At 66.9% G+C, this 24,344-nt stretch carries 21 protein-coding genes; 8 read left to right on the top strand and 13 right to left on the bottom strand.

Annotated features, from left to right (window positions below; translation table 11 throughout):
* Positions 1 to 48: 48 nt before the first annotated feature.
* Positions 49 to 1,881, top strand: coding sequence for a multidrug efflux ABC transporter SmrA (gene smrA, locus EGM71_RS06395; RefSeq protein ID WP_188488548.1), 1,833 nt, complete (start codon positions 49 to 51; stop codon positions 1,879 to 1,881).
* On the top strand, positions 1,878 to 3,089 hold the full coding sequence (gene agp / locus EGM71_RS06400; RefSeq protein ID WP_188488550.1) for a bifunctional glucose-1-phosphatase/inositol phosphatase: 1,212 nt from the start codon (positions 1,878 to 1,880) through the stop codon (positions 3,087 to 3,089). Before smrA ends, agp begins: the two co-directional genes overlap by 4 nt.
* A 9-nt stretch (positions 3,090 to 3,098) precedes the next feature.
* Here the strand turns inward: agp and EGM71_RS06405 are convergent, their stop codons facing one another.
* Positions 3,099 to 4,097: a polysaccharide lyase gene (locus EGM71_RS06405; protein WP_188488552.1), complete on the bottom strand. Its 999-nt coding sequence runs from the start codon at positions 4,095 to 4,097 to the stop codon at positions 3,099 to 3,101.
* Between the two features lie 144 nt (positions 4,098 to 4,241).
* On the bottom strand, positions 4,242 to 6,050 hold the full coding sequence (locus EGM71_RS06410; RefSeq protein WP_188488554.1) for a DUF885 domain-containing protein: 1,809 nt from the start codon (positions 6,048 to 6,050) through the stop codon (positions 4,242 to 4,244).
* A 112-nt stretch (positions 6,051 to 6,162) separates the two neighbouring features.
* Between EGM71_RS06410 and EGM71_RS06415 the strand changes: the two genes are divergently transcribed.
* Together EGM71_RS06415 and EGM71_RS06420 are read left to right on the top strand one after the other, a co-directional pair.
* Positions 6,163 to 6,519 (top strand): GFA family protein, encoded by a 357-nt coding sequence (locus tag EGM71_RS06415; RefSeq protein ID WP_188488556.1) that lies wholly within the window; start codon positions 6,163 to 6,165, stop codon positions 6,517 to 6,519.
* Positions 6,520 to 6,551: 32 nt separating this feature from the next.
* A complete protein-coding gene (locus EGM71_RS06420; RefSeq protein WP_188489765.1) occupies positions 6,552 to 7,331 on the top strand; it encodes a DUF4349 domain-containing protein in 780 nt (259 codons plus the stop codon).
* Between the two features lie 31 nt (positions 7,332 to 7,362).
* Here EGM71_RS06420 and EGM71_RS06425 read toward each other — a convergent pair whose 3' ends face one another.
* A complete protein-coding gene (locus tag EGM71_RS06425) occupies positions 7,363 to 7,656 on the bottom strand; it encodes a hypothetical protein (protein WP_005415831.1) in 294 nt (97 codons plus the stop codon).
* Between the two features lie 68 nt (positions 7,657 to 7,724).
* Positions 7,725 to 8,669, bottom strand: coding sequence for a LysR substrate-binding domain-containing protein (locus EGM71_RS06430; RefSeq protein WP_188488558.1), 945 nt, complete (start codon positions 8,667 to 8,669; stop codon positions 7,725 to 7,727).
* Positions 8,670 to 8,784: 115 nt separating this feature from the next.
* Here EGM71_RS06430 and EGM71_RS06435 point away from each other — a divergent pair, with 115 nt between their 5' ends.
* Complete coding sequence (locus EGM71_RS06435) at positions 8,785 to 9,657, top strand: DMT family transporter (RefSeq protein ID WP_188488560.1); 873 nt, start codon at positions 8,785 to 8,787, stop codon at positions 9,655 to 9,657.
* Positions 9,658 to 10,299: 642 nt separating this feature from the next.
* On the opposite strand, the gene EGM71_RS06440 is transcribed toward EGM71_RS06435, so the two are convergent.
* Complete coding sequence (locus EGM71_RS06440; protein ID WP_188488562.1) at positions 10,300 to 11,202, bottom strand: peptidylprolyl isomerase; 903 nt, start codon at positions 11,200 to 11,202, stop codon at positions 10,300 to 10,302.
* Between the two features lie 136 nt (positions 11,203 to 11,338).
* On the opposite strand from EGM71_RS06440, the gene EGM71_RS06445 reads away from it, so the two are divergent.
* Positions 11,339 to 11,704, top strand: coding sequence for a PadR family transcriptional regulator (locus EGM71_RS06445; protein WP_010486360.1), 366 nt, complete (start codon positions 11,339 to 11,341; stop codon positions 11,702 to 11,704).
* Positions 11,701 to 12,690 (top strand): sensor domain-containing protein, encoded by a 990-nt coding sequence (locus EGM71_RS06450; RefSeq protein ID WP_188488564.1) that lies wholly within the window; start codon positions 11,701 to 11,703, stop codon positions 12,688 to 12,690. Before EGM71_RS06445 ends, EGM71_RS06450 begins: the two co-directional genes overlap by 4 nt.
* A gap of 199 nt (positions 12,691 to 12,889) precedes the next feature.
* Here EGM71_RS06450 and EGM71_RS06455 read toward each other — a convergent pair whose 3' ends face one another.
* Entirely contained in the window at positions 12,890 to 14,197 is a 1,308-nt protein-coding gene (locus EGM71_RS06455; protein ID WP_188488565.1) for a polyhydroxyalkanoate depolymerase, read from the bottom strand.
* A 93-nt stretch (positions 14,198 to 14,290) separates the two neighbouring features.
* Positions 14,291 to 14,881 (bottom strand): class I SAM-dependent DNA methyltransferase, encoded by a 591-nt coding sequence (locus tag EGM71_RS06460; protein WP_188488567.1) that lies wholly within the window; start codon positions 14,879 to 14,881, stop codon positions 14,291 to 14,293.
* Between the two features lie 149 nt (positions 14,882 to 15,030).
* Here EGM71_RS06460 and EGM71_RS06465 point away from each other — a divergent pair, with 149 nt between their 5' ends.
* Complete coding sequence (locus tag EGM71_RS06465) at positions 15,031 to 15,486, top strand: CopD family protein (protein ID WP_188488569.1); 456 nt, start codon at positions 15,031 to 15,033, stop codon at positions 15,484 to 15,486.
* Between the two features lie 325 nt (positions 15,487 to 15,811).
* Here EGM71_RS06465 and EGM71_RS06470 read toward each other — a convergent pair whose 3' ends face one another.
* From EGM71_RS06470 to lpxA, 6 genes are all read right to left on the bottom strand, one after another.
* Entirely contained in the window at positions 15,812 to 16,771 is a 960-nt protein-coding gene (locus EGM71_RS06470; protein ID WP_188488571.1) for an acetyl-CoA carboxylase carboxyltransferase subunit alpha, read from the bottom strand.
* Positions 16,772 to 16,884: 113 nt separating this feature from the next.
* On the bottom strand, positions 16,885 to 17,751 hold the full coding sequence (locus EGM71_RS06475) for a hypothetical protein (protein WP_188488573.1): 867 nt from the start codon (positions 17,749 to 17,751) through the stop codon (positions 16,885 to 16,887).
* Between the two features lie 57 nt (positions 17,752 to 17,808).
* Positions 17,809 to 21,399, bottom strand: coding sequence for a DNA polymerase III subunit alpha (gene dnaE, locus EGM71_RS06480; RefSeq protein ID WP_188488575.1), 3,591 nt, complete (start codon positions 21,397 to 21,399; stop codon positions 17,809 to 17,811).
* Between the two features lie 237 nt (positions 21,400 to 21,636).
* Positions 21,637 to 22,296, bottom strand: a complete 660-nt coding sequence (locus EGM71_RS06485) for a ribonuclease HII (protein WP_188488577.1) — start codon at positions 22,294 to 22,296, stop codon at positions 21,637 to 21,639.
* Positions 22,293 to 23,495, bottom strand: a complete 1,203-nt coding sequence (gene lpxB / locus EGM71_RS06490) for a lipid-A-disaccharide synthase (protein ID WP_223224575.1) — start codon at positions 23,493 to 23,495, stop codon at positions 22,293 to 22,295. The genes EGM71_RS06485 and lpxB overlap by 4 nt, the downstream gene beginning before the upstream one ends.
* A 53-nt stretch (positions 23,496 to 23,548) precedes the next feature.
* A complete protein-coding gene (lpxA, locus tag EGM71_RS06495) occupies positions 23,549 to 24,340 on the bottom strand; it encodes an acyl-ACP--UDP-N-acetylglucosamine O-acyltransferase (RefSeq protein WP_188488581.1) in 792 nt (263 codons plus the stop codon).
* Positions 24,341 to 24,344: the final 4 nt, after the last annotated feature.

The following is a 24,344-nucleotide window of genomic DNA, read 5'->3' on the forward strand; positions in this document are numbered from 1 at the left end:
ACATCCGGCGTGGGATACTTCGCCGCTTGCAAGAGGCGAGGGAGTGCGATGTTCCGTTGGTTTGAATCCCTGATCCCGGTGTTCCCGCCCGTGGATGGGCGCATGCCACCGCGCAAGGTGCTGCCGTTCTACCTGCACTACCTGCGCCCGGTGTGGCCGGTGCTGCTGGCGACCCTGATCGCCGGTCTGCTGCTGGCGCTGGTGGAAGTGGCAATGTTCGATTACCTGGGCCGCATCGTCGACATGGTCGCCGAGCAGCCGGGGGCCGATTTCTTCAAGCGCCATGCCAATGAACTGGGCTGGATGCTGTTCATCACGGTCATCGCGCGGCCGATCCTGGTCGGCCTGCACAACCTGCTGGTCAACCAGGCCATCGTGCCCGGCCTGAGCAACCGCTCGCGCTGGCTGATGCATAACTACGTGGTGCGGCAGAGCCTGAGCTTCTTCCAGAACGACTTCGCCGGCAGCGTCGCCAACCGGGTGATGCAGACCGGTACCTCGCTGCGCGAGTCGGCGGTGCAGATGGTCGACTCGCTCTGGTACATCGTGGTCTACACCGGCACGGCGCTGTACCTGTTCGCGCAGGCGGACTGGCGGCTGATGGTGCCGCTGATCCTGTGGCTGCTGGCCTATGCGGTGATCATGGTCTACTTCGTGCCGCGCGCGAAGGAACGGGCCTGGATTGCCTCCGAAGCGCGCTCCAAGGCGATGGGCCGGATCGTTGATGGCTACACCAACATTCCCACGTTGAAGCTGTTCGCCCATGGCGGGCGCGAGCAGGCCTACGTGGCCGAGTCGATCCAGGAACTGGCGGTCAAGCACCGCGCGCAGACCCGGGGGACCACGGGCATGGACCTGACCATCGCCATCGTCAACGGTTTCCTGATCGCCGGTACCTGCGGGCTCGCACTGTGGCTGTGGAATGGCGGCCACATCACCGTTGGCGCGATCACGTTGGCGACCGGCCTGGTGATCCGCATCCACAACATGTCCGGCTGGATCATGTGGACCATCAACGGCATCTTCGAGGACATCGGCACGGTGCAGGACGGCATCACCACCATCGCCCAGCCGCTGACCGTGCAGGACCGCGAGGATGCGGTGCCGTTGCAGGTGACTCGTGGCGGCGTGCATTTCCAGGACATCCACTTCCATTACGGCAAGAAGGGCGGCGTGATCGCCGGCCTCGACCTGGTGGTGAAGCCGGGCGAGAAGATCGGCCTGGTCGGTCCTTCCGGCGCCGGCAAGTCGACCCTGGTCAACGTGCTGCTGCGCCTGTACGACCTGGAAAGCGGCCGCATCGTGATCGACGACCAGGACATTGCCTACGTCACCCAGGAAAGCCTGCGCCAGCAGATCGGCGTGGTCACCCAGGACACGTCGCTGCTGCATCGCTCGATCCGCGACAACCTGCTGTACGGTCGCCCCGACGCGACCGATGAGCAGTTGCGCGCTGCGGTGGCCAAGGCACGTGCCGAAGCCTTCATCGATACGCTGGTGGACGGGCAGGGCCGTCGTGGCTACGACGCACATGTCGGCGAGCGTGGCGTGAAGCTGTCAGGTGGCCAGCGCCAGCGCATCGCCATTGCCCGTGTGCTGCTGAAGGACGCACCGATCCTGGTGCTGGACGAAGCGACCTCGGCGCTGGACTCGGAAGTGGAAGCGGCGATCCAGGACAGCCTGGACCAGCTGATGGGCGGCAAGACGGTGATCGCGATCGCGCACCGGCTGTCGACCATCGCGCGCATGGACCGGCTGGTGGTGATGGACCAGGGCCGCATCGTCGAGACCGGCACCCACGCCGAACTGATTGCGACCGGTGGCCTGTACGCGCGGTTGTGGGCGCGGCAGACCGGTGGTTTCGTGGCCGCCGATCAATGATTGCGCTGCTGTTGGCACTCAGCCTGGCGACTACGGCCGCAACTGCGGCGCCGGCCCCCATGCAAGGCAACCAGCTCGAGCAGGTGGTCCTGCTCAGCCGCCACAACCTGCGTGCGCCGGTGGTGGCATCGGGCGCTTTGGCCAATGCGACGCCGGAGCGCTGGCCAAGCTGGGACGTAAGCCCCGGCGAGCTGACCACCAAGGGCGGCGTGCTGGAGGTCTACATGGGCCGCTACATCGGCCAGTGGCTGCGCCAGGCGCAGCTGCTGCCGGCGTCGGGTTGCCCGCAGCCGGCTGACTTCCACGCCCATGCCAACAGCCTGCAGCGTACCCAGGCCACCGCGCAGTTCTTCATTGCCGGTGCGTTTCCGGGCTGCCATGTCACGGTCGAACAGCGCATGGCGCTGGGGACGATGGATCCGCTGTTCGACCCGGTGATCCACAACGATGACGCGGCCTTCCGCACGCGCGCGCTGGAGTCAATGCAGCGAGCGCTGGCCTCATCCGATCTGGCTCCGGCGCTGTCCGTGGTGGAGGCGATCACCCGCTATCCGCAGTTGGCGGCATGCAAGGGGTGCAGCGACTGCCATCTGATGCTGGCCGACACGACCTTCAATGCGGAACCGGGCAAGGAGCCACGCGTCTCCGGTTCGCTGGCCCTGGCCAGTGGACTGGTCGATGCCCTGTTGATGGAGCACTACCAGGGAAGCAGTACTTCGCGCGAAGGTTGGGGCCGCTTGAACACGGAAGGCCAATGGCAGGCGTTGGCGCAGATCCGCAACCGCTACCAGGACATCCTGTTCGGAACACCCGAGGTGGCGCGGGATGTGGCCGGACCGTTGCTGGCACGGGTGGATGCGTTGTTGGAAGATCCCGCATCACCGAAAGTGAGCCTGCTGGTCGGTCACGATTCCAATATCGGTTCGGTGCTGGCGGCGTTGGGCATCAGCGACTACAGCCTGCCGGGCCAGTACGAGAAGACGCCGATCGGCGGCCTGCTGCAGTTCGAGCGCTGGCGTGACCGCCACAGCGGCGAGGAACGGATCCGCCTGGCCTACGTCTACCCGACCACCGCGCAGCTGCGCGATGCAGTGCCGCTGACCGAGGCGCAGCCGCCCAGGCGCGTTGCACTGCCTTTGCCGGGCTGCGACCGGCAGGGCTGCAGCCGTGCGCAGTTCCAGCAGCAGCTGCAGCGGGCCCGTCACTGAAACAGAGTGCTATCGCAGCGGCGTGCGCACGATGCCCTGCGTAGACATCAACGTAAGGTCGCCGCCCAGCCGCGGGGAACGGAACGGTCCGCGTGCATGGGCGGCATCGAACAGGCCGCCATCGGGTGAGCGCAAGCGGTAGAACTCGACCCAGCCGCTGGCCTGCAGTGGCAGCTGTGCCACACCGGTGTGTTGGTTGAACCACGCGGGGTCGTTGCTGCCTTCGATGACCCGGCGCGCCAGGCGGTCGATCGCATGGCCCTTGCTGGCATACCAGTCCTGGCCGCGCAGCCGCGCCAGCTCGGCCATCATCACCAGCGGCGCCAATGCGTAGTCGTGGTAGTGCAGGGCACGTTGCCCGCGGGTCATTTCCAGCGGCAGGCTGCCATCGTCCTGGATATCATCGATGCCTTGCTGGAACGCGGCGTGGCCGGCCTGCCACAGGGCGTCGTCGTCGGTGGCCAGGCCGGTTGCCAGCACGCCCAGGCCTCCCCAGTAGTAGTGGTTGTTGCGGCGTCGTTTCGGGTCGTCCCAGTACGCCAGGTTGGCCCGGGCCAGCTTCCGCAGCCACGGGTCGATGCGCGCGCGCTGCTGCGTATCGGCCTGGTCGCGCACCTTCAGGTAAGCCATCGCTACCGCATCGAGCATCCACTGCCGCATGTAGAACGACTGGTTGTTGTTGACCCGGATCATCTGCCCGAGCATGGCGCCATCGTCGGCCCACGCACCCAGCCATTCCAGCGTGCACTGCGCCGCCGCCCGGTTACTGGTGCGCAGGTAGTCATCGCTCATGCGCGCCACATCGGCGGCATAGCGGTCCAGCGGCGCGGTGGCGTCCTTGTTCTGCTGGTGCAGTACCGGGTCGATCACCGAACCGGCCTTGTCGGTGTAGTAGCCCAGGGCGCGGATGTCGGGCTGTCCCGCCGGTGGCGGCGGGCAGGCAGCGTAGGCCCCTGTACTGGCCAGCAGCGCTGGCAGCAGGGCGAGGCGAAGCAAGGGGAGTGACATGGAATCCGTCGGAAGGGGACGCCCGGCGAACGATGCGCCCGGCCATGTTGCCGGCATGTGATGCGGAGATGGCGCGTTGATTCTGCACAAGCAGAACGGCCCGGGTTTCCCCGGGCCGATTCCGTGCAGCTCACACCTGCGCGATCACTCGATCGGCTGGTCCAGCATCAGCTGGCGTGCGAAACGCACCGGCGGTGCACCGTAGGACAGTACCTGGTCGTGGTACGCCTTCAGGTTGAACTTGTCGCCCAGCTTTTCCTGCACCGCCTTGCGGGTGTCGAAGTGTTCCTGCGCACCGACGAAGTAGGTCGGCAGCTGCGCCGAGGTCAGCTGCGCGCGCACCCACTTGCCCGAGGCTTCGCTTTCCTGCTGGAACGCGTCGTGGGTCATCAGGTGCATCGCCTTCTCGCGATCCCAGTTGTCCACGTGCACGCCCTGGTCGAGGATCGCGTTGGAGATCGTGCGCAGGTAGAACTTCAGCTGCACCAGGTGGAACAGCGGGTCGTTGTTGAGGTAGCCCTGTTCCTGCATCATGCGCTCGGTGTAGACCGCCCAGCCCTCGGCGAACAGGCCCGAACGCAGCACCGCACGCAGGGTGGAGGGGAACTTGGCCGAGTGCCAGCCCTCCAGGTAGTGGCCCGGGGTGCCTTCGTGGATGCTCAGCAGGCGGATCATGCGCGAGTTGTATTCACGCAGGAACGAGTCGACCTGCTTCTCGTTCCAGTCGTCCGGAATCGGCGACACGGCGTAGAAGGTCTTCAGGTTCTTGTCCAGCGGGCCCGGCGAATCGCAGTAGGCCACGGCCACGCCACGCTGGAATTCCGGCATCAGGATGATGTCCACCGGCGCATCGGGCAAGGTCACCAGGTCGTGCTCGCGCACGAACGCGGTGGACTGCTCCAGCGCGGCCTTGGCATCGTCGACCACCTTGTCGCGTGCCGGCTTGTCGGCGTAGGCCAGTTCCAGTGCCGCCTCGATCGCCTTCTGCTGCTGCTCGTCGGTCGGCTGGGCCGGCATCTCCGGTGCACCCGGCTTGTCCTTCAGCACGGTCTGCGCGATGCCGTACATGTCTTCGCGCACGCGCTTGAGTTCGGCGCGTGCACGCTCACCGATCTCCTGGCGCGACAGCGAAGAGCTCAGCGCGAACTTCAGCTTCTGGTCGTACTTTTCCGCACCGATGCGGAAGTCGCCCTTGGCATTCGGCACCAGGGTCTTGTCCAGCCAGGTCTGCTGTTCGTCCACCGCCTTCTTCAGGCCGTCGATGGCGGCCTGCAGGCGCTGCTGGTCGGCTTGCGGCAGTTCGCCGATGTGCGGGGTGATGAAGGTATCGACGATGCTGAGGATGCCCTTGTTCTGCTTGGCCACCGTCTCTGCATGGATCTTCGGCACGCGGGCCGGATCCAGGTTCTCGCGAGCTTGGGCGAAGATCGCCGGCAGCTTTTCCATGCGCGCGGTGGCCGACTTCAAGCGCTCCGGCAGCGGCGCGAACTCGCGCGCCATCAGGCCGTAGATCGCGCTGCCGGCGATGCCGTTGTACAGCTGCGGGTCCCATTTGCCGGACTGCAGCACTTCGGCGTTCCAGATTTCCGACTGCAACTGGTTGCGCAGGATCGCCGCGTCCACCTGGTTCTCGCGACCCAGCTTGGCCACCTCGATCTTGTCCAGCTCGCCCAGCAGCGCCTTGTAGGCGGCCACGGTCTTCTGCTGGCCGGCGGCACTCAGGTCGTCCAGCTCGCTGTCGTAGCGATGGTCACCAATCTGGGTGGCGCTGACTGGCGACAGCTGCATCCAGGTATCCAGCGCACGCTTGGACAGATCTGCGAAGGCGGCATCGACCGCCGCGTCACCGGCCTGCTGGCTGGCGGCCGGGGTGGAACCGTTGGTCGGGGCGTCGGCCGGCTGGCAACCGGCGAGGGCGGCGACCAGGGCGAGGGCAAGAAGATGCGGGCGCATCGGCGTTCCTGTACGGGGTCAAACCCCGAGCATAGGGCCCCGTGGCCGCTTTGTCCCCGTGCCATAGGATTACCATGGGGGCAGACAAGGACCCTCCAACGGAGCACAGGACATGGAATACCAGGGAAGCTGCCATTGCGGCAGGATCGCATTCACCGTACAGGCCGAGGCGCCGATCAGCGACGTCATCGACTGTAACTGCTCGATGTGCCGCCGTCGCGGCAGCCTGCTGTGGTTCGCCCCGCGCGAAGCGTTCCAGCTGGGCACCGATCCGGCGGACGTGGCCACCTATCATTTCAACAAGGCCCATATCGACCATCACCATTGCCGTGAGTGCGGCGTCGCTCCCTACAGCGAAGCGGTCGACCCGCGCACCGGCACACCGATGGTGGCGGTGAACGTGCGCTGCGTGCCGCAGGTGGATCTGGCCGGTCTTTCGGTGACCTCCTACAACGGAGCCGCACTGTGAGGCCGCTGCGCGCGTGGACGCGTGTGGTGGCAATGCCGGTGCTGCTGCTGGCGCTGGCGGCCTGTGCCAAGAACGGCGAGAGGGCGCAGGAGGCGGGTGCGGCCGCTGCCGATGCTGCTGTCGCTTCGCCGGAAGGTGCGTTCCTGGCCTACGAGCATGACGTGCAGATCCAGCTGGAAGCGGCGCAGATCGCTGTGCGCATCCAGCAGGTGGCGCAGGCCTGCCAGAGCGCGAAGTTCGGTGACTGCGCGGTGCTGCAGGTCGACCAGCGCAGTGGCGAGCAGCCCAGCGGCGAGGTCAAGGTACGCATCGCCCCGAAGGGTGCCGAGCCGTTGATCGCGATGGCCGGTGAGGGTGGCACGCTGCAGTCGCGCAACACGCGCGCCGAGGACCTCGCACAGGCCGTGGCCGACACCGCGCTGACCAAGGCGCGGCTGGAGAAGGAACACGCGCGGCTGTTGTCCTACCAGGACCGCAAGGACCTGAAGATCGAAGACCTGATGGCGATCACCACGCGCCTGTCGGAGATCGAAGCGGGTGTCGAGCAGGCCAACAAGGATGCCGCCCAGCAGCGCCGGCGCATCGATACGCAGCTGGTGACGATCCACTTCGACACCACCTCCGGCCAGCGCAGCCGCAGCGAGATCGGCGAGGCGCTGAGCGAGTCGGGCAGCATTCTCAGCGGCAGCATTGCGTTCCTGATCCGCGCCGTCGCCGCGTTGCTGCCGGTGGGCGTGCTTGCCCTGGTCGTGGCCTGGGGTGTGCGGGCGTGGTGGCGTCGCCGCCGCCGCAAGCTGCCGCCCAACCTCTGAGGTGAAGGCTGATGCCGGCAGCCAGCCGGCATCAGCCCTCGTCGGTCTCGTACTCGACGAACACATCCAGTTCCAGTGCCAGTTCCTGCACCGCATCGCGCACCTTCTGCGCGGTGCTTTCATTGCCGACTTCCACTTCCAGTTCGTGGATGCCCGGGCCGATGTCATCGGAGAGCCCGGCCGAACTGGAATCGTCGTCGTCCATGTGCGGCATCAAATCGTCGGTTTCCTCGACATGCTCGATGCCGTCCAGGCCGAGCAGCAGATCGCTGATCGCACGGGCGTCGTCTTCGGTTCCGGTGATGCGCAGTCGCAGCATGGCCATGGCATAGGTACGTTGTGGGTTCGCCAGCAGCCTAGCCAGCGTGAAGCAAAGAACGGGTGAGGGCGCAGTCAGCCGTGCGTGGCCGGGCGCCCGAGCAGGCTTTCCGGCAACGCGGGAATCGGCGTGCGTTCGTCCTGCGCCTGCTCCAGCAACCAATCGATGAACAGGCGCGCGGCGTGGCTCGGCGGTTGCCCCTCCGCATGCACCACGTGATACGCGTAGCGCGCCTTCAGCGCCGGGCCGGGCAGACGCACCACCTCGTAGCGTTGCAGGTAGGGCTGCGCGATGTGGGTGCGTGCCAGCACCGCGCCCATGCCGTACACCGCGGCACGCATCGCATCGGTACTGTCGGCGAAGGTATGCATCGGCGGCAGCGGCGAGGGCGGGCGCACACCGGCATGACGGAACCAGTCGCGCCAGCCCTGCGGCGACAGATCGGTCAGCAGCGGCAGGTCGGCGATGCGCGCCGGATCGACCAGCGTTTCGACCCCGGCCAGCGCCGGTGAGGCGACCGGGAACAGGTAGTCATCCATCAGGTGCTGTGCACGCAGGCCCGGCCACTGGCCCAGGCCATAGCGGATGCCGACCTCCGGACCGTTGTCGTCGTAGCGGTCCAGACCGCTGCCCGTGTGCAGTTCGATGCGGATGTGCGGATGGGCCTGGGTGAAGCGTGGCAGCCGTGGCAGCAGCCAGCAGTAGGACAGCGAGCGCAGCGTGGTGATCCGCAGCGGCACGCTGTCGGCATCCGGCTGCAGGTGATGGGCGACGGCCGCGACATCGGAGAAGGCGGCGCTGGCGGCGTCGGCCAGCTGCCGGCCCTCGGCAGTCAGGCGCACGCCGCGGGCATGGCGCAGGAACAGCCGGGTCTCCAGCACCTCCTCCAGGCGGCGCACGTGATGGCTGACCGCGCTGGCGGTCAGGTGCAGCTCCTGCGCGGCCTGGGCGAAGTTCTGGTGGCGCGCTGCAACCGCGAACACGGCCAGTGCGGGGAGCAGGGAAGGGCGTAGCTGCATGTCGAGCCTCAAACCATATTTGTGGCTGGCAGCGATACTACGCGCTTGTGCGGCGGGCGTCTGCGCCCGATCCTGTCTGCCTTGGCGAGGAACAGACGATGGACGGAGGCAGGGCATGAATGCGGTCCCACAGGCGGCCGAGCGCGACTGGCGCACGCCGCTGGAATTGACCCTGCTGGGCGCCATCTGGGGCTGCTCGTTCCTGTTCATGCGGGTGGCGGTGCCGTCGTTCGGCCCGTTCGCGCTGGTCGAGGTGCGGCTGGTGCTGGGCGCGCTGGTGCTGCTGCCGTTCCTGTGGCGCGCCCGCGCGCAGTTCCCGCCGCGGCGCTGGTTGTGGCTGGCACCGATCGGCCTGATCAACTCGGCGCTGCCGTTCGTGCTGTTCGCCTATGCCGCCGAGCAGGCGCCGGCCGCGATCGGTGCGATCTGCAATGCGATGACGGTGCTGTTCGCCGCGCTGATCGCGTTCCTGTTCTTCGGTGAAAAGATCGGCATGCGCCGTGCCGGTGCGCTGCTGGTCGGCTTCGCCGGCGTGGTGGTGCTGGCCACGGCCAAGGTCTCTGGCCTGAGCATCGGTACCGCGGTGCTGGCCGGTGCGGCGGCATCGTTGCTGTACGGCCTGGGCGTGAACCTGGTGAAGCGGCACATGACCGGCCTGCCCTCGGCGGCCGCGGCGGCTGCGACGCTTTCGTGTGCCTCGCTGTGGATGCTGCCGATGGCGGTGACCCACTGGCCGCAGGCGGCAATTCCGCTGAAGGCGTGGGGCGCGGCGATCGCACTGGGCGTGGCCTGCACCGGGCTGGCATTCCTGATGTTCTATCGTCTGATCGGCCGTATCGGTCCGTCACGCGCGTCGACGGTGACCTACCTGATTCCGCTGTTCGGTGCGGCCTTCGCGTGGTTGTTCCTGGGTGAGCCGGTGACGCTGCAGATGCTGATTGCCGGTGCGTTGATTCTGGGTAGCGTGGCGGTGAGTCAGAAGGGCTGATGCGTTGGCGTTTTGCGCGTGGCGTGTGCTGAAGGTGCTTCATCGTTCATGGGCGTCACTTTTCTTTTCGCGCGAAAAGAAAAGTAACCAAAAGAAACGCGCCGCCAGGTCGCGAGCCGCCGTGCTTCGCACGCCGGTCCCCTGCGCTTCTCGGTGAATCAGGGGGACGGCGCCGAACTCGCTGCGCTCAGACATCGGCACCTCTTCGCCCCTGATTCCCCTGCGATGCTCGGCTCGCTCAAGGCGGACCCAAGATCAAAGGCCGCAGCTGCACCCAGTAGATCCACGCCATGCGTGGATGCCTTTGCCGTTGATCTTGACCTTCCAGTCCGCCTTGAGCGAGCAGAGCACCGCAGGTCCGGCGAGGGCGAAGAGGCGCGGGTGTCTGAGCGTAGCGAGTTCCCGCGCCGTCCCTCGACGGGCCGAGGAGCGCAGGGTACCGGTGCGCAGCACCGGCTCGCGGCTGGCGGAACGTTTCTTTTGGTTACTTTTCTTGATGGCGCACGTCCTTGTGCGCCACCCTCCGGGCCGGCTGCGCCGTTCCGCGCTGCTCCTGCAGCGCGGCGCGCGTACAAAGAAAAGCAACGCCCATGAACGATGAAGCACCTTCAGCACGCGCCACGCGCAGAACCCGCGACGGCGTTACTTCACCGGCACCGGAATATTGCAAAGATCGATATGCCCCGCCGGGCGCTTGTAGAAATCATCCACGCGATTGCGGCGTGCCTCCACCGTATCGGCGAAGGTCTTGGAGTCGGTACGCAGCACCTGGATCGGCGTGCGCTCGGCCGCCGGCACGTCGCTGGCACGGCGGATCGACACGATCGGCGTGCGCAGCTTCGGGTCGGCGTAGAAGCCCATCGGTGCCGGTCCGCGCGGCGTTGCGCTGAGCAGTTCCATGCCCTTCAGCACGCGACCCACCAGGGTGATGTTGCGGTCCAGCTGACGCGGCGACTGCCCGGTCACCACGTACAGTTCGGCCCCGATGCTGCTGTCTTCCTCGTTGCTGCGGCCCGCGCCCAGCATGCCGTAGCAATGCGCCAGCCAGGCCTTGCCGGCCTGCGGGTCCTGGCCGACCGGGAAGCCGTCGACGAATCCGGTCTGCGCGGCCCAGCCATCGCGGTCCGGCAGCACGCTGACCTTCAGGCCGGCGCTGGCGCGCTCGAACTCGGCCGGCAGCTTGCGCGCGGCACTGCCGAACGGCTTGGCCTTGGCTGCGTCATCGGCGTCGGCATCGCCGAACTGCACCACGAAGTTGTCCTGCGAACGGTAGATGCTGGTGCCGTCCCAGAAGTGCTCGTGGGCGAAGGTCTGGATGTTGGCGACATGGCGCGGGGCGAACTGCGGCGCCAGCTCGATGATCACCCGTCCGGCGGGCAGGTCCATGTACAGCAGGCTGGCCGGGTCCGGGGTGCGCCAGTCGCTGGCCGCCGAAGCATCGAGGATCTGCTGCGGACTGCGGTAGGGCGTGGCCGAACTGGCCAGGACGGGCAGCAGGCAGGACAAGGCGAGGGCGGTCAGGGCAAGGCGACGGCGGTGCGGCATGGGAACCCCGGAACATGAACGAGGCTTCGATTCTGCGCGAGCAGCCTGGTCTCGCCAACCGGCACGATGACTAACGACACATTCGCTATACCGAACTTCGCACTACTGTGGACTTCAACGTAGTGGAGGGCCGGTCATGTCCGAGGACGATGTCCACCTGAAGAAGTTCCAGAAGGAGCTCAGCGCCGGAACGGTGTCGCTGGCCCTGCTGGCGGTGCTGGCCCGGGCCGGAGAGCCACTGTACGGCTACCTGATCGCCAAGGAGCTGGAGCGCGTGGGCGAGGGCGTACTGAGCGGCAAGCAGAGCGCACTGTACCCGGTGCTGCGCAACCTGGAGGGCGCCGGGCTGCTGGAAAGCCATGTGGAGCCGTCCAGCAGCGGACCACCGCGGCGCTACTACCGCATCAATGAACGTGGCCGTGACGTGCTGGCGCAGTGGCGCCAAGCCTGGCAGGCCACCCGCGATTCCGTCGATTCCGTGTTGGAGGGGGTACCGCAATGAACGACCCGAGCCTGGCAGGCCGAGCCCTGCCGACCACCATTCCGCAGTACCTGGCGCAGCTGCGCGCGGCGCTGGAAGGCGCCGATCCGGCGATGGTGCAGGACGCGCTGTACGACGCCGAGGAGTACCTGCGTTCGGAGCTGGCCGCGCAGCCGGGCCGCAGCGAGGCCGAGGTGATCGCCGATGTTGCCGGCAGCTATGGCGCGCCGGACGAAGTGGCCGACATCTACCGCGAGACCGAAGTGACGGTGAACCGCGCGCTGCGTACGCCGCGTGCGGATACCGCGCTGGTGCTGCGTGCGGCGGCGGAAGCCAGTGGCGTCGAGCCGGCCGCACCGCCGCCGGCGCCGGTGCCGCGCTCGCTGCTGGCGCGCTTCTTCGGCGTGGTGACCGATCCGCATACCTACGGCGCGCTGTTCTACATGCTGCTGTCGCTGGCCACCGGCATCTTCTTCTTCACCTGGGTGGTGACCGGCCTGTCATTGTCGCTGGGCCTGCTGATCCTGATCATCGGCATTCCGCTGACCGTGCTGTTCTTCGGCTCGGTGCGCGGGCTGGCGCTGCTGGAAGGGCGGCTGGTGGAAGCACTGCTGGGCGAGCGCATGCCGCGCCGCCCGCGTTACACCGACCGCAGTCGCACGTGGCTGCAGCGCATCGGCGACATGTTCACCGACGGCCGCACCTGGCTGACCCTGCTGTACTTCGTGCTGATGCTGCCGCTGGGCGTCATCTACTTCACCATCGCGGTGACGTTGCTGTCGCTGTCGCTGAGCCTGATCTGGGCGCCGGTCGCGGCGATCTTCAGTGGCGACATCCCCGGTGTGTACATCAACGACGTAAATGTATTGCCGATGGCGGCCTCGCCGCTGGTGGCGATCGCGGTTGCTGCGGCGGGCGCGCTGCTGCTGGTGCTGACGATGCACCTGGCACGCGGCATCGGCAAGCTGCACGGGCTGATCGCCAAGAACCTGCTCGTACGGCTGTAAGCGGGTGCGGACGCTCCGGTAGGTGCCAACCTTGGTTGGCACGATCCATCAGTGCAGGGGCGCTTGGTGGAATTCGCTTTGGTAGGTGCCAACCTTGGTTGGCACAATCCTTCAGATACCGGGATTCAGGGTAGAGCGCCAACCAAGGTTGGCATCTACCAGGGCATACCGACCAAGGTCGGCACCCACCCTGGGCGAATTACCCCGCCTTTCGCCGCAACGGAGTGACGTTGCTCTTCTTCTTCGTAGCCTTCGCCGCAGGTGCTTCGGCATGCGCGGCGAAGAAGTCGCGGACCTTCGGGTACACCACCTCGCGCCAGCGACGGCCGCTGAAGATGCCGTAGTGGCCGGCACCTTCGACGATGAAATGCTCGCGGCGGTCTGCAGTGATGCCGGTGCACAGCGCCTGCGCGGCTTCGGTCTGGCCGAGGCCGGCGATGTCGTCCAGCTCGCCTTCGATGCTCAGCAGCGCGGTATCGCGGATCGCCGACGGATCGACCTTCTCGCCATTGACCACCCACTCGCCACGCGGCAGCAGGAAGTCCTGGAACACCACGCGGATGGTATCGAGGTAGTACTTGGCCGGCATGTCCAGCACCGCGTTGTACTCGTCGTAGAAACGGCGGTGCGCGTCGGCGTCTTCCAGATCGCCCTTGACCAGGTCGGTGTAGAAATCCCAGTGCGAACTGAAGTGGCGACTCGGATTCATCGACAGGAAGCCGGCATGCTGCAGGAAGCCCGGGTACACGCGACGGCCGGCGCCGGGATAGCTGGCTGGCACGGTGTGGATGACGTTGTTCTCGAACCACGACAGCGGGTTCTGCGTGGCCAGGTTGTTCACTGCGGTCGGGCTGCAGCGCGCATCGATCGGGCCACCCATCATCACCAGCGTGCGCGGCGTCGGCTCGCCACGGCTGGCCATCAGCGAAACCGCGGCCAGCACCGGTACGGTCGGCTGGCACACGCTCACCACGTGCAGACGCTCGACGCCGAGGTGGCGGATGAATTCCTGGATGTAGGCGATGTAATCGTCCAGGCTGAACTCGCCTTCGCTGGCCGGCACCATGCGCGCGTCGACCCAGTCGGTCACGTACACGCGGTGGTCGCGCAGCAGCGTGCGTACGGTATCGCGCAGCAGCGTGGCGTGGTGGCCGGACAGCGGTGCCACCACCAGCACGAACGGCTGGTTGAGCATCGTGTGCAGCTGGTCGGCCTCATTGCTGTGGCGCTTGAAGCGCAGCAGCTTGCAGAACGGCTTGCTCACTTCCTCGTGCACGACGATCGGCACGCGTTCGCCATCGACGTCGATTTCGTTGATGCCCCACTCGGGCTTCTCGTAATCCTTGCCGATGCGATGGAACAGCTCATTGACCGCCGCCAGGCGATCAGCGCCGGGCATCTGCGACCACCAGTGGCCCTGGTTGGCGAAGAACTTGGCGTTGGCCTGGGCCTGGTGCACCCAGGGGGCGAGCAGGTTGCGGGTCAGTTCGTGCAGTTGATAGAGCATGACGACCGAATATGTATGGTCATATGTTGCCGCGCAGCATATCCCATCCGGGTGTCCCGCAGGTTAAGTCGGCTGAAAATAATGAATCCGGATTCACATCCGTTCCAGCGCGGCCGCATCGCCTGCCAGGGCGGGGCCGAGCCAGCAGTGCGACCCTACCGGCTGCAGGCCGTGCCGGGCCATCGCCCGGCGGTACCAGCGTGCCGGGCGGGCCTGGAAGCTGTCGTGGTCGCCCTCGAACGCGTCCTCGGCGGCGAAGGTCTCCAGGAAGGCCACGCCGCCGGTCAGCTCGGCCACGCCGGCCAGTCCTGCACGCAGCTCGCGGTCGGGCACGTAGTGCATCACGTCCGAGCAGATCAGCAGGTCGACCGGGGCACAGGGCCGCAGCCAGGCGAAATCGCCGAAGCGGGCCAGGTGCAGGTTTCGGGTCCTGCCGTAGCGGCGCACAGCGTACTCGCTGCTGTCGAAGCCAAGGTATTCGACCTTCGGACGCAGCTTCAGCAGCGGCGCGCGCCAGGCGCCTTCACCGCAGCCGATATCCAGCACACTGCGGATCGGCCGCTCCAGGTAGTACTCGGCGCTGGCCACGGCCAACGCGACCTTGCGCGCCAGGCGGGCGCTGCCGCCGATGTCGGCACGGCGGTACCAGCGTTGGAAGTAGGCGGCGTCGTAGGTCTTGTCCATGGGGCGGGGCGCGATCGGGGAAAACGGCGCCTATCGTACGGTGTTGCGGCGCGCCATGCGTCGATGTGTCGCGGCGTGCGTGCCTGCGGCGGCCTCGCCACGGCATGCGAGAATGGCCGCCAACCTACGCCAGCCGCCGGAGCGAGCGCATGCAGAGCTACTACTGGGTCAAGACCTTCCACATCGTGTTCGTGGTGGCGTGGATGGCCACGGTGTTCTACCTGCCGCGCATCCTGGTGAACCTGGCCGAGACCGCAGGCCAGCAGGCCGTGACCGAGCGCCTGCAGCTGATGGGCCTGCGCCTGTACCGCTTCGGCCACTCGATGTTCGGCCTGGCGTTCCTGCTCGGCCTGGTGCTGTGGCTGGGTTACAAGGTCATCCCCGATTTCCCGACCATGGTCGCGCCCGGCGGCGCCGGCTGGCTGCATGCCAAGCTGGGGCTGGTGGTACTGCTGCTGGTGTACTTCAGCTGGATCGGCCGCCTGTTGAAGGGCGTGGCCAAGGGCCGGGCACTGCCGTCGTCGCGCGCGCTGCGCTGGATCAACGAGATCCCGCTGCTGGCCTTCATTCCGATCGTGTGGCTGGTGCTGGCCAAGCCGTTCTGAGATCCCGGGCGTTCGAACATGTCACTTTCTTGCTCGTGCAAGAAAGTAACCAAAGAACACGCCGCCGAACGCGAGCCGGTGCTGCGCACCGGTTCCCTGTGCTTCTCGGTGAATCAGGGGACGGCGCCGAACTCGCTGCGCTCAGACACCGGCGCCTCTTCGCCCCTGATTCCCCTGCGATGCTCGGCTCGCTCATGGCGGGCCCGAACGTCAACGGCCGCAGCTGCACCCGGTGAATTCACGCTATGCGTAGATACTGTGCGAGGTACAGACAAAAAAGCCGGGCATCTGCCCGGCTCTTTTTTTGTCCGACGTCAGGTAGCGATCACGCCGCTTCGTACGTGCCGTAGCTGCGCAGGCGGGTGTAGCGCTGCTCCAGCAGCTGTTCGGTGGACAGCGCGTCCAGCGCGTCCAGTTCGTTCAGCAGCACCGCCTTCAGGCGTTTGGCCATCTGCGTCGGGTTGCGGTGGGCGCCACCGGTCGGCTCGCGCACGACCTTGTCGACCAGGCCCAGGCTCTTCAGGCGCGGCGCGGTCAGGCCCAGCTGTTCGGCGGCATCCTTGGCCTTGCCGGCATCCTTCCACAGGATCGAGGCGCAGCCTTCCGGGGTGATGGTCGAGTACACCGAGTACTCCAGCATCACGGTGCGGTCGCCCACGCCCAGCGCCAGCGCGCCGCCGGAGCCGCCTTCACCGATCACGGTGCAGATGATCGGCACCTTCAGCTCGGCCATCTCGATCAGGTTGCGCGCGATCGCTTCGGACTGGCCGCGCGATTCGGCATCGATGCCCGGCCAGGCGCCGGCGGTGTCGATCAGGGTCAGCACCGGCAGGCCGAAGCGCTCAGCCATCTTCATCAGGCGCAGCGCCTTGCGGTAGCCCTCCGGCTTGGGCATGCCGAAGTTGCGCTTGATCTTTTCCTTGGTGTCACGACCCTTCTGGTGGCCGATCACCATCACCGCGCGGCCATTGATGCGGGCCAGGCCGCCCATGATGGCCTTGTCGTCGGCGAAGGCACGGTCACCGGCCAGTTCCTGGAATTCATCGAAGATGATGCGCAGGTAATCGGCGGTGTACGGACGCGACGGATGGCGGGCCAGCTGCAGCACCTGCCACGAGGTCAGGTTGCGGAAGATCTGCGCGGTGCGCACGCGCAGCTTGTCCTGCAGCGCATGCACTTCCGCCTCGACATTGACCGCCGGCCCGGCACTGGCGTTGCGCAGTTCCTGGATCTTGGCTTCCAGGTCGGCGATGGGTTGCTCGAAGTCGAGGTAGTTCGGATTCATCGGAAGCCGTCGTGTAAAGAAGGGGGGAATTCTAGCCGAATGCGTGCAAACCACCCGTACGCCTTCGTCTGGAAGGCGACGGTAGCGCAGCCGGGCAGGGCGCGCCAGTCAGCTCAGGGCAGGACCACGGCGCTGCGGGCCATTTCGGTGCTGCGCACGGTGACGAAGTCGTTGTAGGCCTCGTTGGCTGCCACCGGCAGCTTCGAGCCCAGCGTTGCGGTGGCGTGGGTGAACGCCATGCTGGCCTCGAAGTCTTCCTTGCGCAGCGCCTTCTGCTCGGCGGCGGTGGTGGCCTTCAGCCAACGGGTGTAGATGTCCCGCATCGGGCCAGCGTGGGCCTCGAAAGCCGGATCGAGGGCGGGCAGGGTGGCCGGGGCCGGTTCCAGGGTGTAGACCGGCGCAACGTAGCCGGCCGGCTGCTCGCGCTTGTACGCGCCTGGTTCGCCCATGCCTTCCTCGACATAACGGATGAACTCGGGGGCGGTGAAGATCTTGGTACTGATCTTGCCGCCGGTGGAATCGACGTGGGCCACGACCTGTTCCTGCGGGAACGGTTCGCGCACGCCGAAATTCCAGGTCTTGTCGATGAACAGGCCGTGGAACTTGTCGAACGGACCCTTGAACTCCACCCCGCCCACGTCGATGCCGAGGCCGCTTGCACCAAAGTTTTTCAGCTTGTCTTCACTGGTGACGTAGATCTCGCGCGCGGTGACGTACTCGCTGAGGGTCGGGTTGATCAGGCCGCCGCGGCTGCCGGCGTAGACGTTGAAGCGCACATCACCCAGGCGCTCGGTATGCAGGCGATGTTCGCCCGGGGCCAGGCTGATCGGGCGCGATGCATTGGCCGCCACCGGCAGGTCCTTGCCATCGACGCTGATGGCCAGCGGCGCGTCGGTCGGGTTGTCGATCTCAAAATCGACCTTTGACGAGCAGGCGGCCAGCGCCAGGGTGGCAAGCAGGGGGAACAGCAGGGTTTTCATGACGGTCTATCGTCCTTGACGGCAACAACGGAAAAAAGGAGTGCGTGGGAGCCAGCCTCAGCTGGCCCACGGCGGGCTGTAGCGCACCTTCAGCGTGCGTACGGCCGGGTCGGCGCGCAGCGCCTCCATCAGCTTGGAATCGATGCGCACCGCGCTCTGCCCGGACACATCGAGCATGCCGGCGACGCCGCCCTGCGGGCCCTTCAGCAACAGGTCCAGGCGCAGTGGCGTTCGACCCGGGCGATGGCGGTCGAGCAGGGCATCGATGCGCTCCCAGACCGGGCGCTGCTGGCGCAGGTCCAGGCGCAGCGACAGCCGCGTTGCATAGTTGGCGCAGACTTCGTCGAAGTCCCAGCACTGGCGGATGCGCAGTGCGAAGCCACCATTGAACTCGTCCTCGCGCAGGCCACCCTTGACCACCAGGATGCGGTCCTTGGTCATCAGGTGGCCGAACTCGGCCATCGCGTCGGAGAACGCGCTGCACTCGACGCGGCCGCGGCCATCCTCCAGCTGGATGAAGATCTGGCTCTCGCCCTTGCGGCGCACACCGACCACCTGGCCGGCCAGCACGGTCTGCACTTCCGGGCGCCAGCGCTTCTCGCCACCGCCACCGCCGCCACTGTTGGCGCTCCAGATCTTCTCCACCGAGCCCAGGTCGTTGCCGACCAGGTCGCGCACATCGTCGCGCCAGGGATCGAACGGGTGGCCGCTGAGATAGAAGCCCAGCGTGTCGCGCTCGCCGTTCAGGCGCTGCAGCAGCGGCCATTCCTCGGTTTCGGGCAGGTCCAGCTGGATCGACACGGTGCTCGGATCGGGCCCACCGAACAGCGAGTTCTGCCCGGACGCACGTTCGCGCGCCATCTGGTCGGTCGCCTTGATCACTTCCGGCAGTTGCAGCATCAGCGACGCGCGGTTGTGGCCGAGCTCGTCCAGTGCGCCGCAGTTGATCATCGCTTCCAGCGTGCGCCGGTTGAGCTTGGCGGAGCCGACGCGGGTGCAGAAGTCGAGCAGGTCCTTGTAGTCGCCACCCTTCAGGCGTTCGTCCACGACGGCCTCGCAGGCACCCTGGCCGACGCCCTTGATCGCGCCAAGCCCGTACTGGATGGTGTCCGGGGTCACGGCTTCGAACATGAAGGCGGAGTGGTTCACCTTCGGCGGCAGCACGGTCAGGCCGAGGTTGCGTACCTCGTCGAGGAAGCCGACCACCTTCTCGGTGTTGTCCAGGTCCGAGGACAGCGTGGCCGCCATGAACTCGGCCGGGTAATGGCGCTTCAGCCATGCGGTCTGGTAGCTGACCAGCGCGTAGGCAGCGGCGTGCGACTTGTTGAAGCCGTAGCCGGCGAACTTCTCCATCAGGTCGAAGATCGCATCGGCCTTGGCCTCGTCCACGCCGTCCTTGGCCGCGCCTTCGCGGAAGATCTCGCGGTGCTTGGCCATTTCCGCCGGCACCTTCTTGCCCATCGCGCGGCGCAGCAGGTCGGCGCCGCCCAGCGAGTAGCCGCCGACGATCTGCGCCATCTGCATCACCTGCTCCTGGTACACCATGATGCCGTAGGTGTCCTTCAGGATCGCTTCGGTGCGCGGATCGGGATAGATGATTTCTTCCTGGCCGTGCTTACGCGCGTTGAAGGAGGGAATCAGGTCCATCGGGCCGGGGCGGTACAGCGACACCAGCGCGATCAGGTCTTCGAAACGGTCGGGGCGCGCGTCCTTCAGCAGGCGGCGCATGCCCGAGGATTCGAACTGGAACACCGCGCCGGTATTGCCGTTGGCGAAGATGTCCTTGTAGGTGGGCGTGTCGTCCAGCGGGATCGCGGCGATGTCCACCGGCGGGATGCCGGCGCGCTCATGGCGCTTGTTGATCGCCTTCACCGCCCAGTCGATGATGGTCAGCGTGCGCAGGCCCAGGAAGTCGAACTTCACCCGGCCGACTTCTTCCACGTCGTTCTTGTCGAACTGGGTGACCGGGTTCTTGCCGAGGCCGTTCTCGTCGTGTTCGGCGTACAGCGGGCAGAACTCGCTCAGCGGCTCGGGCCCGATCACCACGCCACCGGCATGCTTGCCGGCGTTGCGGGTCAGGTCTTCCAGCTGCAGCGCCAGGTCGATCAGGTCGCGGACATCGTCCTCGGTCTCGTAACGCTGGATCAGTTCGGCCGACGCCATTTCCGAGCTGGGGCCTTCCTTGCCCTTGCCCAGCGCATCCTTCAGGTGGATGCCCAGGATGTTCGGGATCAGCTTGGAGACACCGTCGACCAGGCCATACGGGAAACCGAGCACGCGGCCGGAGTCGCGCACCACCGCCTTGGCGGCCATGGTGCCGTAGGTGATGATCTGGCTGACGCGCTCGCGCCCGTACTTGCGCGCGACGTAGTCGATCACCTCGTCGCGGCGGTCCATGCAGAAGTCGATGTCGAAGTCGGGCATCGACACGCGTTCCGGATTGAGGAATCGCTCGAACAGCAGGTTGTACGGCAGCGGGTCCAGGTCGGTGATCTTCAGCGCCCACGCCACCAGCGAGCCGGCACCCGAACCACGGCCGGGACCGATCGGGATGCCCTGGTTCTTGCCCCATTGGATGAAGTCGGCCACGATCAGGAAGTAGCCCGGGAAGCCCATCTTGATGATGGTGTTGAGCTCGAATTCCAGGCGCTCGAAATACTCCTCGCGGGTCTTGCCCGGCGCCAGCGGATTCTTCTCCAGGCGCTCTTCCAGGCCGTCACGCGACATCTTCTGGATCCAGGTGTCCAGGGTCTCGTCGTCGGGCACCGGGTAGTTGGGCAGGAAGTAGGTGCCCAGCCGCATCTCGATGTTGCAGCGCTCGGCCAGCGCCAGCGTGTTGTCGATCGCATCGGGGATGTCGGCGAACAGCGCGCACATCTCCTCGGCCGACTTCAGGTACTGCTGGTCGCTGTACTCGCGCGGACGCTTGGGGTCGTCCAGCACGCGGCCGGTGGAAATGCACACGCGCGCTTCGTGCGCGCTGAAATCCGACGGCGACAGGAAGCGCACGTCATTGCTGGCCACCACCGGCAGGCCACGCTGGCCGGCGGCCATCAGCGCGAACTGGTTGAAGGTTTCCTCGCCCTCGCGGCCGGTGCGGGTCAGCTCCAGGTGCAGGCCATCGCCGAACACGCGCTGCCAGTCGGCCAGCTGCTGCTCGGCCAGCTCATGCTTGCCGTCCAGCGCGAGGCGCCCGGCCAGGCTCTGCCGGCCGGCCAGCGCGAACAGGTTGGCGTTGCCGGCCTTCAGCCAGTCCGGATGCACGGCCACGCCGCCCTCGGGGCGATGGCCTTCCATCCAGGCGCGGGTCAGCAGCCGCGACAGGCTCAGGTAGCCCTCGCGATCGCGGCACAGCAGGGTCATCCGCCACGGATCCTGGCCTTCCTCGGCGATCAGTACGTCGGCACCGGCGATCGGCTTGATACCCACGCCTTCGGCGGCCTTGTAGAACTTGACCAGGGCGAACAGGTTGTTGAGGTCGGTCACCGCCAGCGCGGGCAGGCCGAGCTCGACCGAGCGCGACAGCAGGTTGGCCTGCTTGGCCTTCTTCGGGTCCGCCTGGTCCGGCTTGGCCGGCACGCGGATGGTCGAGTCCGCCAGCGAGAACTCGGTGTGGACGTGGAGATGTACGAAGCGGGAGTTGGACATGCCGGACCAGGTTGGAGCGCGCGGGCCCCGGGTGCTGACGGAGGTTCGTCGCCGGGGTCGGGAAGCGCTGGAGTGCCCGGTCAGGGTAGCGAGGGCAGGGGGACGCGACAAGCTCTTGACATGCCTTCCAGGACGACCAGGTTCAGTCGTGCCGGAGGCCGCTTCCTGTAGAGCCGAGCCCATGCTCGGCTGCCGTGAACAGCCGAGCATGGGCTCGGCGCTACAGTTGCCGCAGGCTCAGGCGATGGCCGCCGCCTGCGTCAGGTCCAGGCACTCACGCACCGGGGCGAAGCTGCGCCGGTGCTCCACGCAGGGGCCGTGCTCGCGCAGGGCGGCCAGGTGGGCCGGGGTGCCATAGCCCTTGTGCTGCTCGAAACCGTACTGCGGGTGGCGGCTGTGCACGTCCAGCATGTAACGGTCGCGCGAGACCTTGGCCAGGATCGAGGCGGCCATGATCGCGCGGTCGATGCCGTCGCCGCCGACCAGCGCCTGCGCCGGCAGCACCAGGCCCTTGGGCACCACGTTGCCATCGATGCGGGCGAAGCCGGCCACGTGGGCGACCGCTGCAACGACGTCACGCATGCCCTGCAGGGTGGCCTGGTAGATGTTCAGGCGGTCGATGGTGTCCACGTCCACCAGCACCACGTGCCAGGCCAGGGCACGCTCGATGATGCGGTCATGCAACTGCTCGCGGCGCGCCGCAGTCAGCTGCTTGGAGTCATCCAGGCCGTTGATCCGTGGCCGGGACGGATCGAACACCACTGCGGCCACCGCGACCGGCCCGGCCAGTGGGCCACGGCCGGCCTCGTCCACGCCGACGACCAGACGCTCCGGCTCGACCACGGCCGTACCATCGAACAGGGCCAGGCTGGCTGCCGCGGCATGGCGGCGGCTCATGCCTTTGCCTGGTCGCGCATCAGCAGTTCGCCGACGGCATCGGCGGCACGCGCCGAGGCGTTGCGGCGCAGGCGCTCGTGCAGGCGCACGTAAGTGTCCTGCAGGTCGATCACCCGCTGTGGGTGGTCGAACCACTGCTGGATGGCTGCGGCCAGCCTGTCCGGCGTGCAGTCGTGCTGCATCAGCTCCGGCGCCAGGTCCTGGCCGGCCAGGATGTTGGGCAGGGCGAAGCGGTCGACCTTGATCAGGCCCAGCGCCTTGACCAGCCGGTAGGTCAGTTCATTGACGCGGTAACCGACCACCATCGGCCGCTTCACCAGCATGGCTTCCAGGGTCGCGGTGCCGGAGGCCAGCACCACCACGTCGGCGGCGATCATCGCGTTGCGCGCCTGGCCATCCAGCACGTGCGAATAGGCCACCGGCAACGCCGAGCGCGACAGCTGTTCTTCGATCAGCTGCCGGCAGGCCGGGTTGGCGGCCGGCACCACCACATGCAGGCCCGGAATGCGTTCGGAAACCTGCCAGGCGGCTTCGAAGAAGGGTTCGCCCAGGCGCGAGATCTCGCCCAGGCGGCTGCCCGGCAACACCGCCAGCACCTTGGCCGAGGTCGGAAGGCCGAGCGCGGCGCGTGCTTCCTCGCGGTTGCCCTGAAGCGGAATGTCATCGGCCATCGGGTGGCCGACGAAGCGCGCGTCGATGCCGTGCCTGGCATAGATCGGCGGTTCCATCGGGAACAGGCACAGCACCAGGTCCGCGCTGCTGCCGATCTTCTCGGCGCGCTTCTCGCGCCAGGCCCAGACCGAGGGACTGACGTAATGCACGGTGCGCACGCCGCGCTGCTTCAGCCAGCGCTCGATGCCCAGGTTGAAGTCGGGTGCGTCGATACCGATGAACACGTCCGGCTGCCATTCCAGGGCGCGCTGGCGGAACGCCGAGCGCAGCTTCAGCAGCCGCGGCAGGTGGCGCAGCACTTCGGTCAGGCCCATCACCGCCAGCTCGCTGGCATCGTGCCAGGTCTGGCAGCCGGCGCTGCGCATGGCATCGCCGCCAATGCCGGCGAACTCGGCGTTCGGGAAGCGCGCCTTCAGCTCACGCACCAGGCCCGCACCGAGCAGGTCGCCGGACGCTTCACCGGCAACCAGTGCGATCCGCAACGGGCGCTCGCTGAGCACCCGCTGTGCAGGCACGCTGCCGGCCATCGAGGCCAGCGGAATCACCGCGGCGCCGGCCGGCGCCTGGCCGGTCGTGCTGCTCATCGCAGCAAGGGCCTCTCGGCGTGCTCGATGAAGTCCAGCATGGCCTTCACGTCATCGCTGTCACGCGCCTGTTCGGTCAGCTGCACCTTGGCTTCGGCCAGCGGCAGGCCTGCCACGTACAGCGTGCGGTAGGCACGCTTGATGGCCGAGATGCGGTCGGCGTCGAAGCCGCGGCGCTTCAGGCCTTCGCTGTTGATGCCGCGCGGGCGGCCCAGCGAATCGGTACCGACCATGGTGAACGGCGGTACATCGCCATTGGTCAGCGCGCCCATGCCGAGGAAGGCATGCGCACCGATACGGCAGAACTGATGAGCACCAGCGAAGCCGCTGATGATCACGTAGTCGCCCACGGTGACGTGGCCGGCCAGCGTGGTGTTGTTGGAGAACACGCAGAAGTTGCCGACATGGCAGTCGTGTGCCACGTGCGTGTAGGCCAGCATCCAGTTGTCGTTGCCGATGGTGGTGATGCCGCCGCCGCCGCCGGTGCCACGGTTCAGCGTGACGAACTCGCGGAACACGTTGCGGTCGCCGATCACAAGCTCGGTGCGCTCACCGGCGAACTTCTTGTCCTGCGGCTCGCCACCGATCGCGGCATGGCCGACGAAGCGGTTGTCGCGGCCGATCCGGGTCGGGCCGTGGATGCTGCAATGGGGGCCCACCACCGTGCCGGCGCCGATTTCAACGTCGGGGCCGATCAGGGTGAAGGCGCCCACCTGGACATCGTCGGCCAGGCGCGCGGCCGGATCGATGACGGCGGTGGGGGGGATCCGCGGTGCGTTGTCAGTCATTGCT

The sequence above is a fragment of the Stenotrophomonas maltophilia genome, from assembly GCF_006970445.1.
In the GTDB taxonomy this organism is placed as follows: Bacteria; Pseudomonadota; Gammaproteobacteria; order Xanthomonadales; family Xanthomonadaceae; genus Stenotrophomonas; species Stenotrophomonas maltophilia_AU.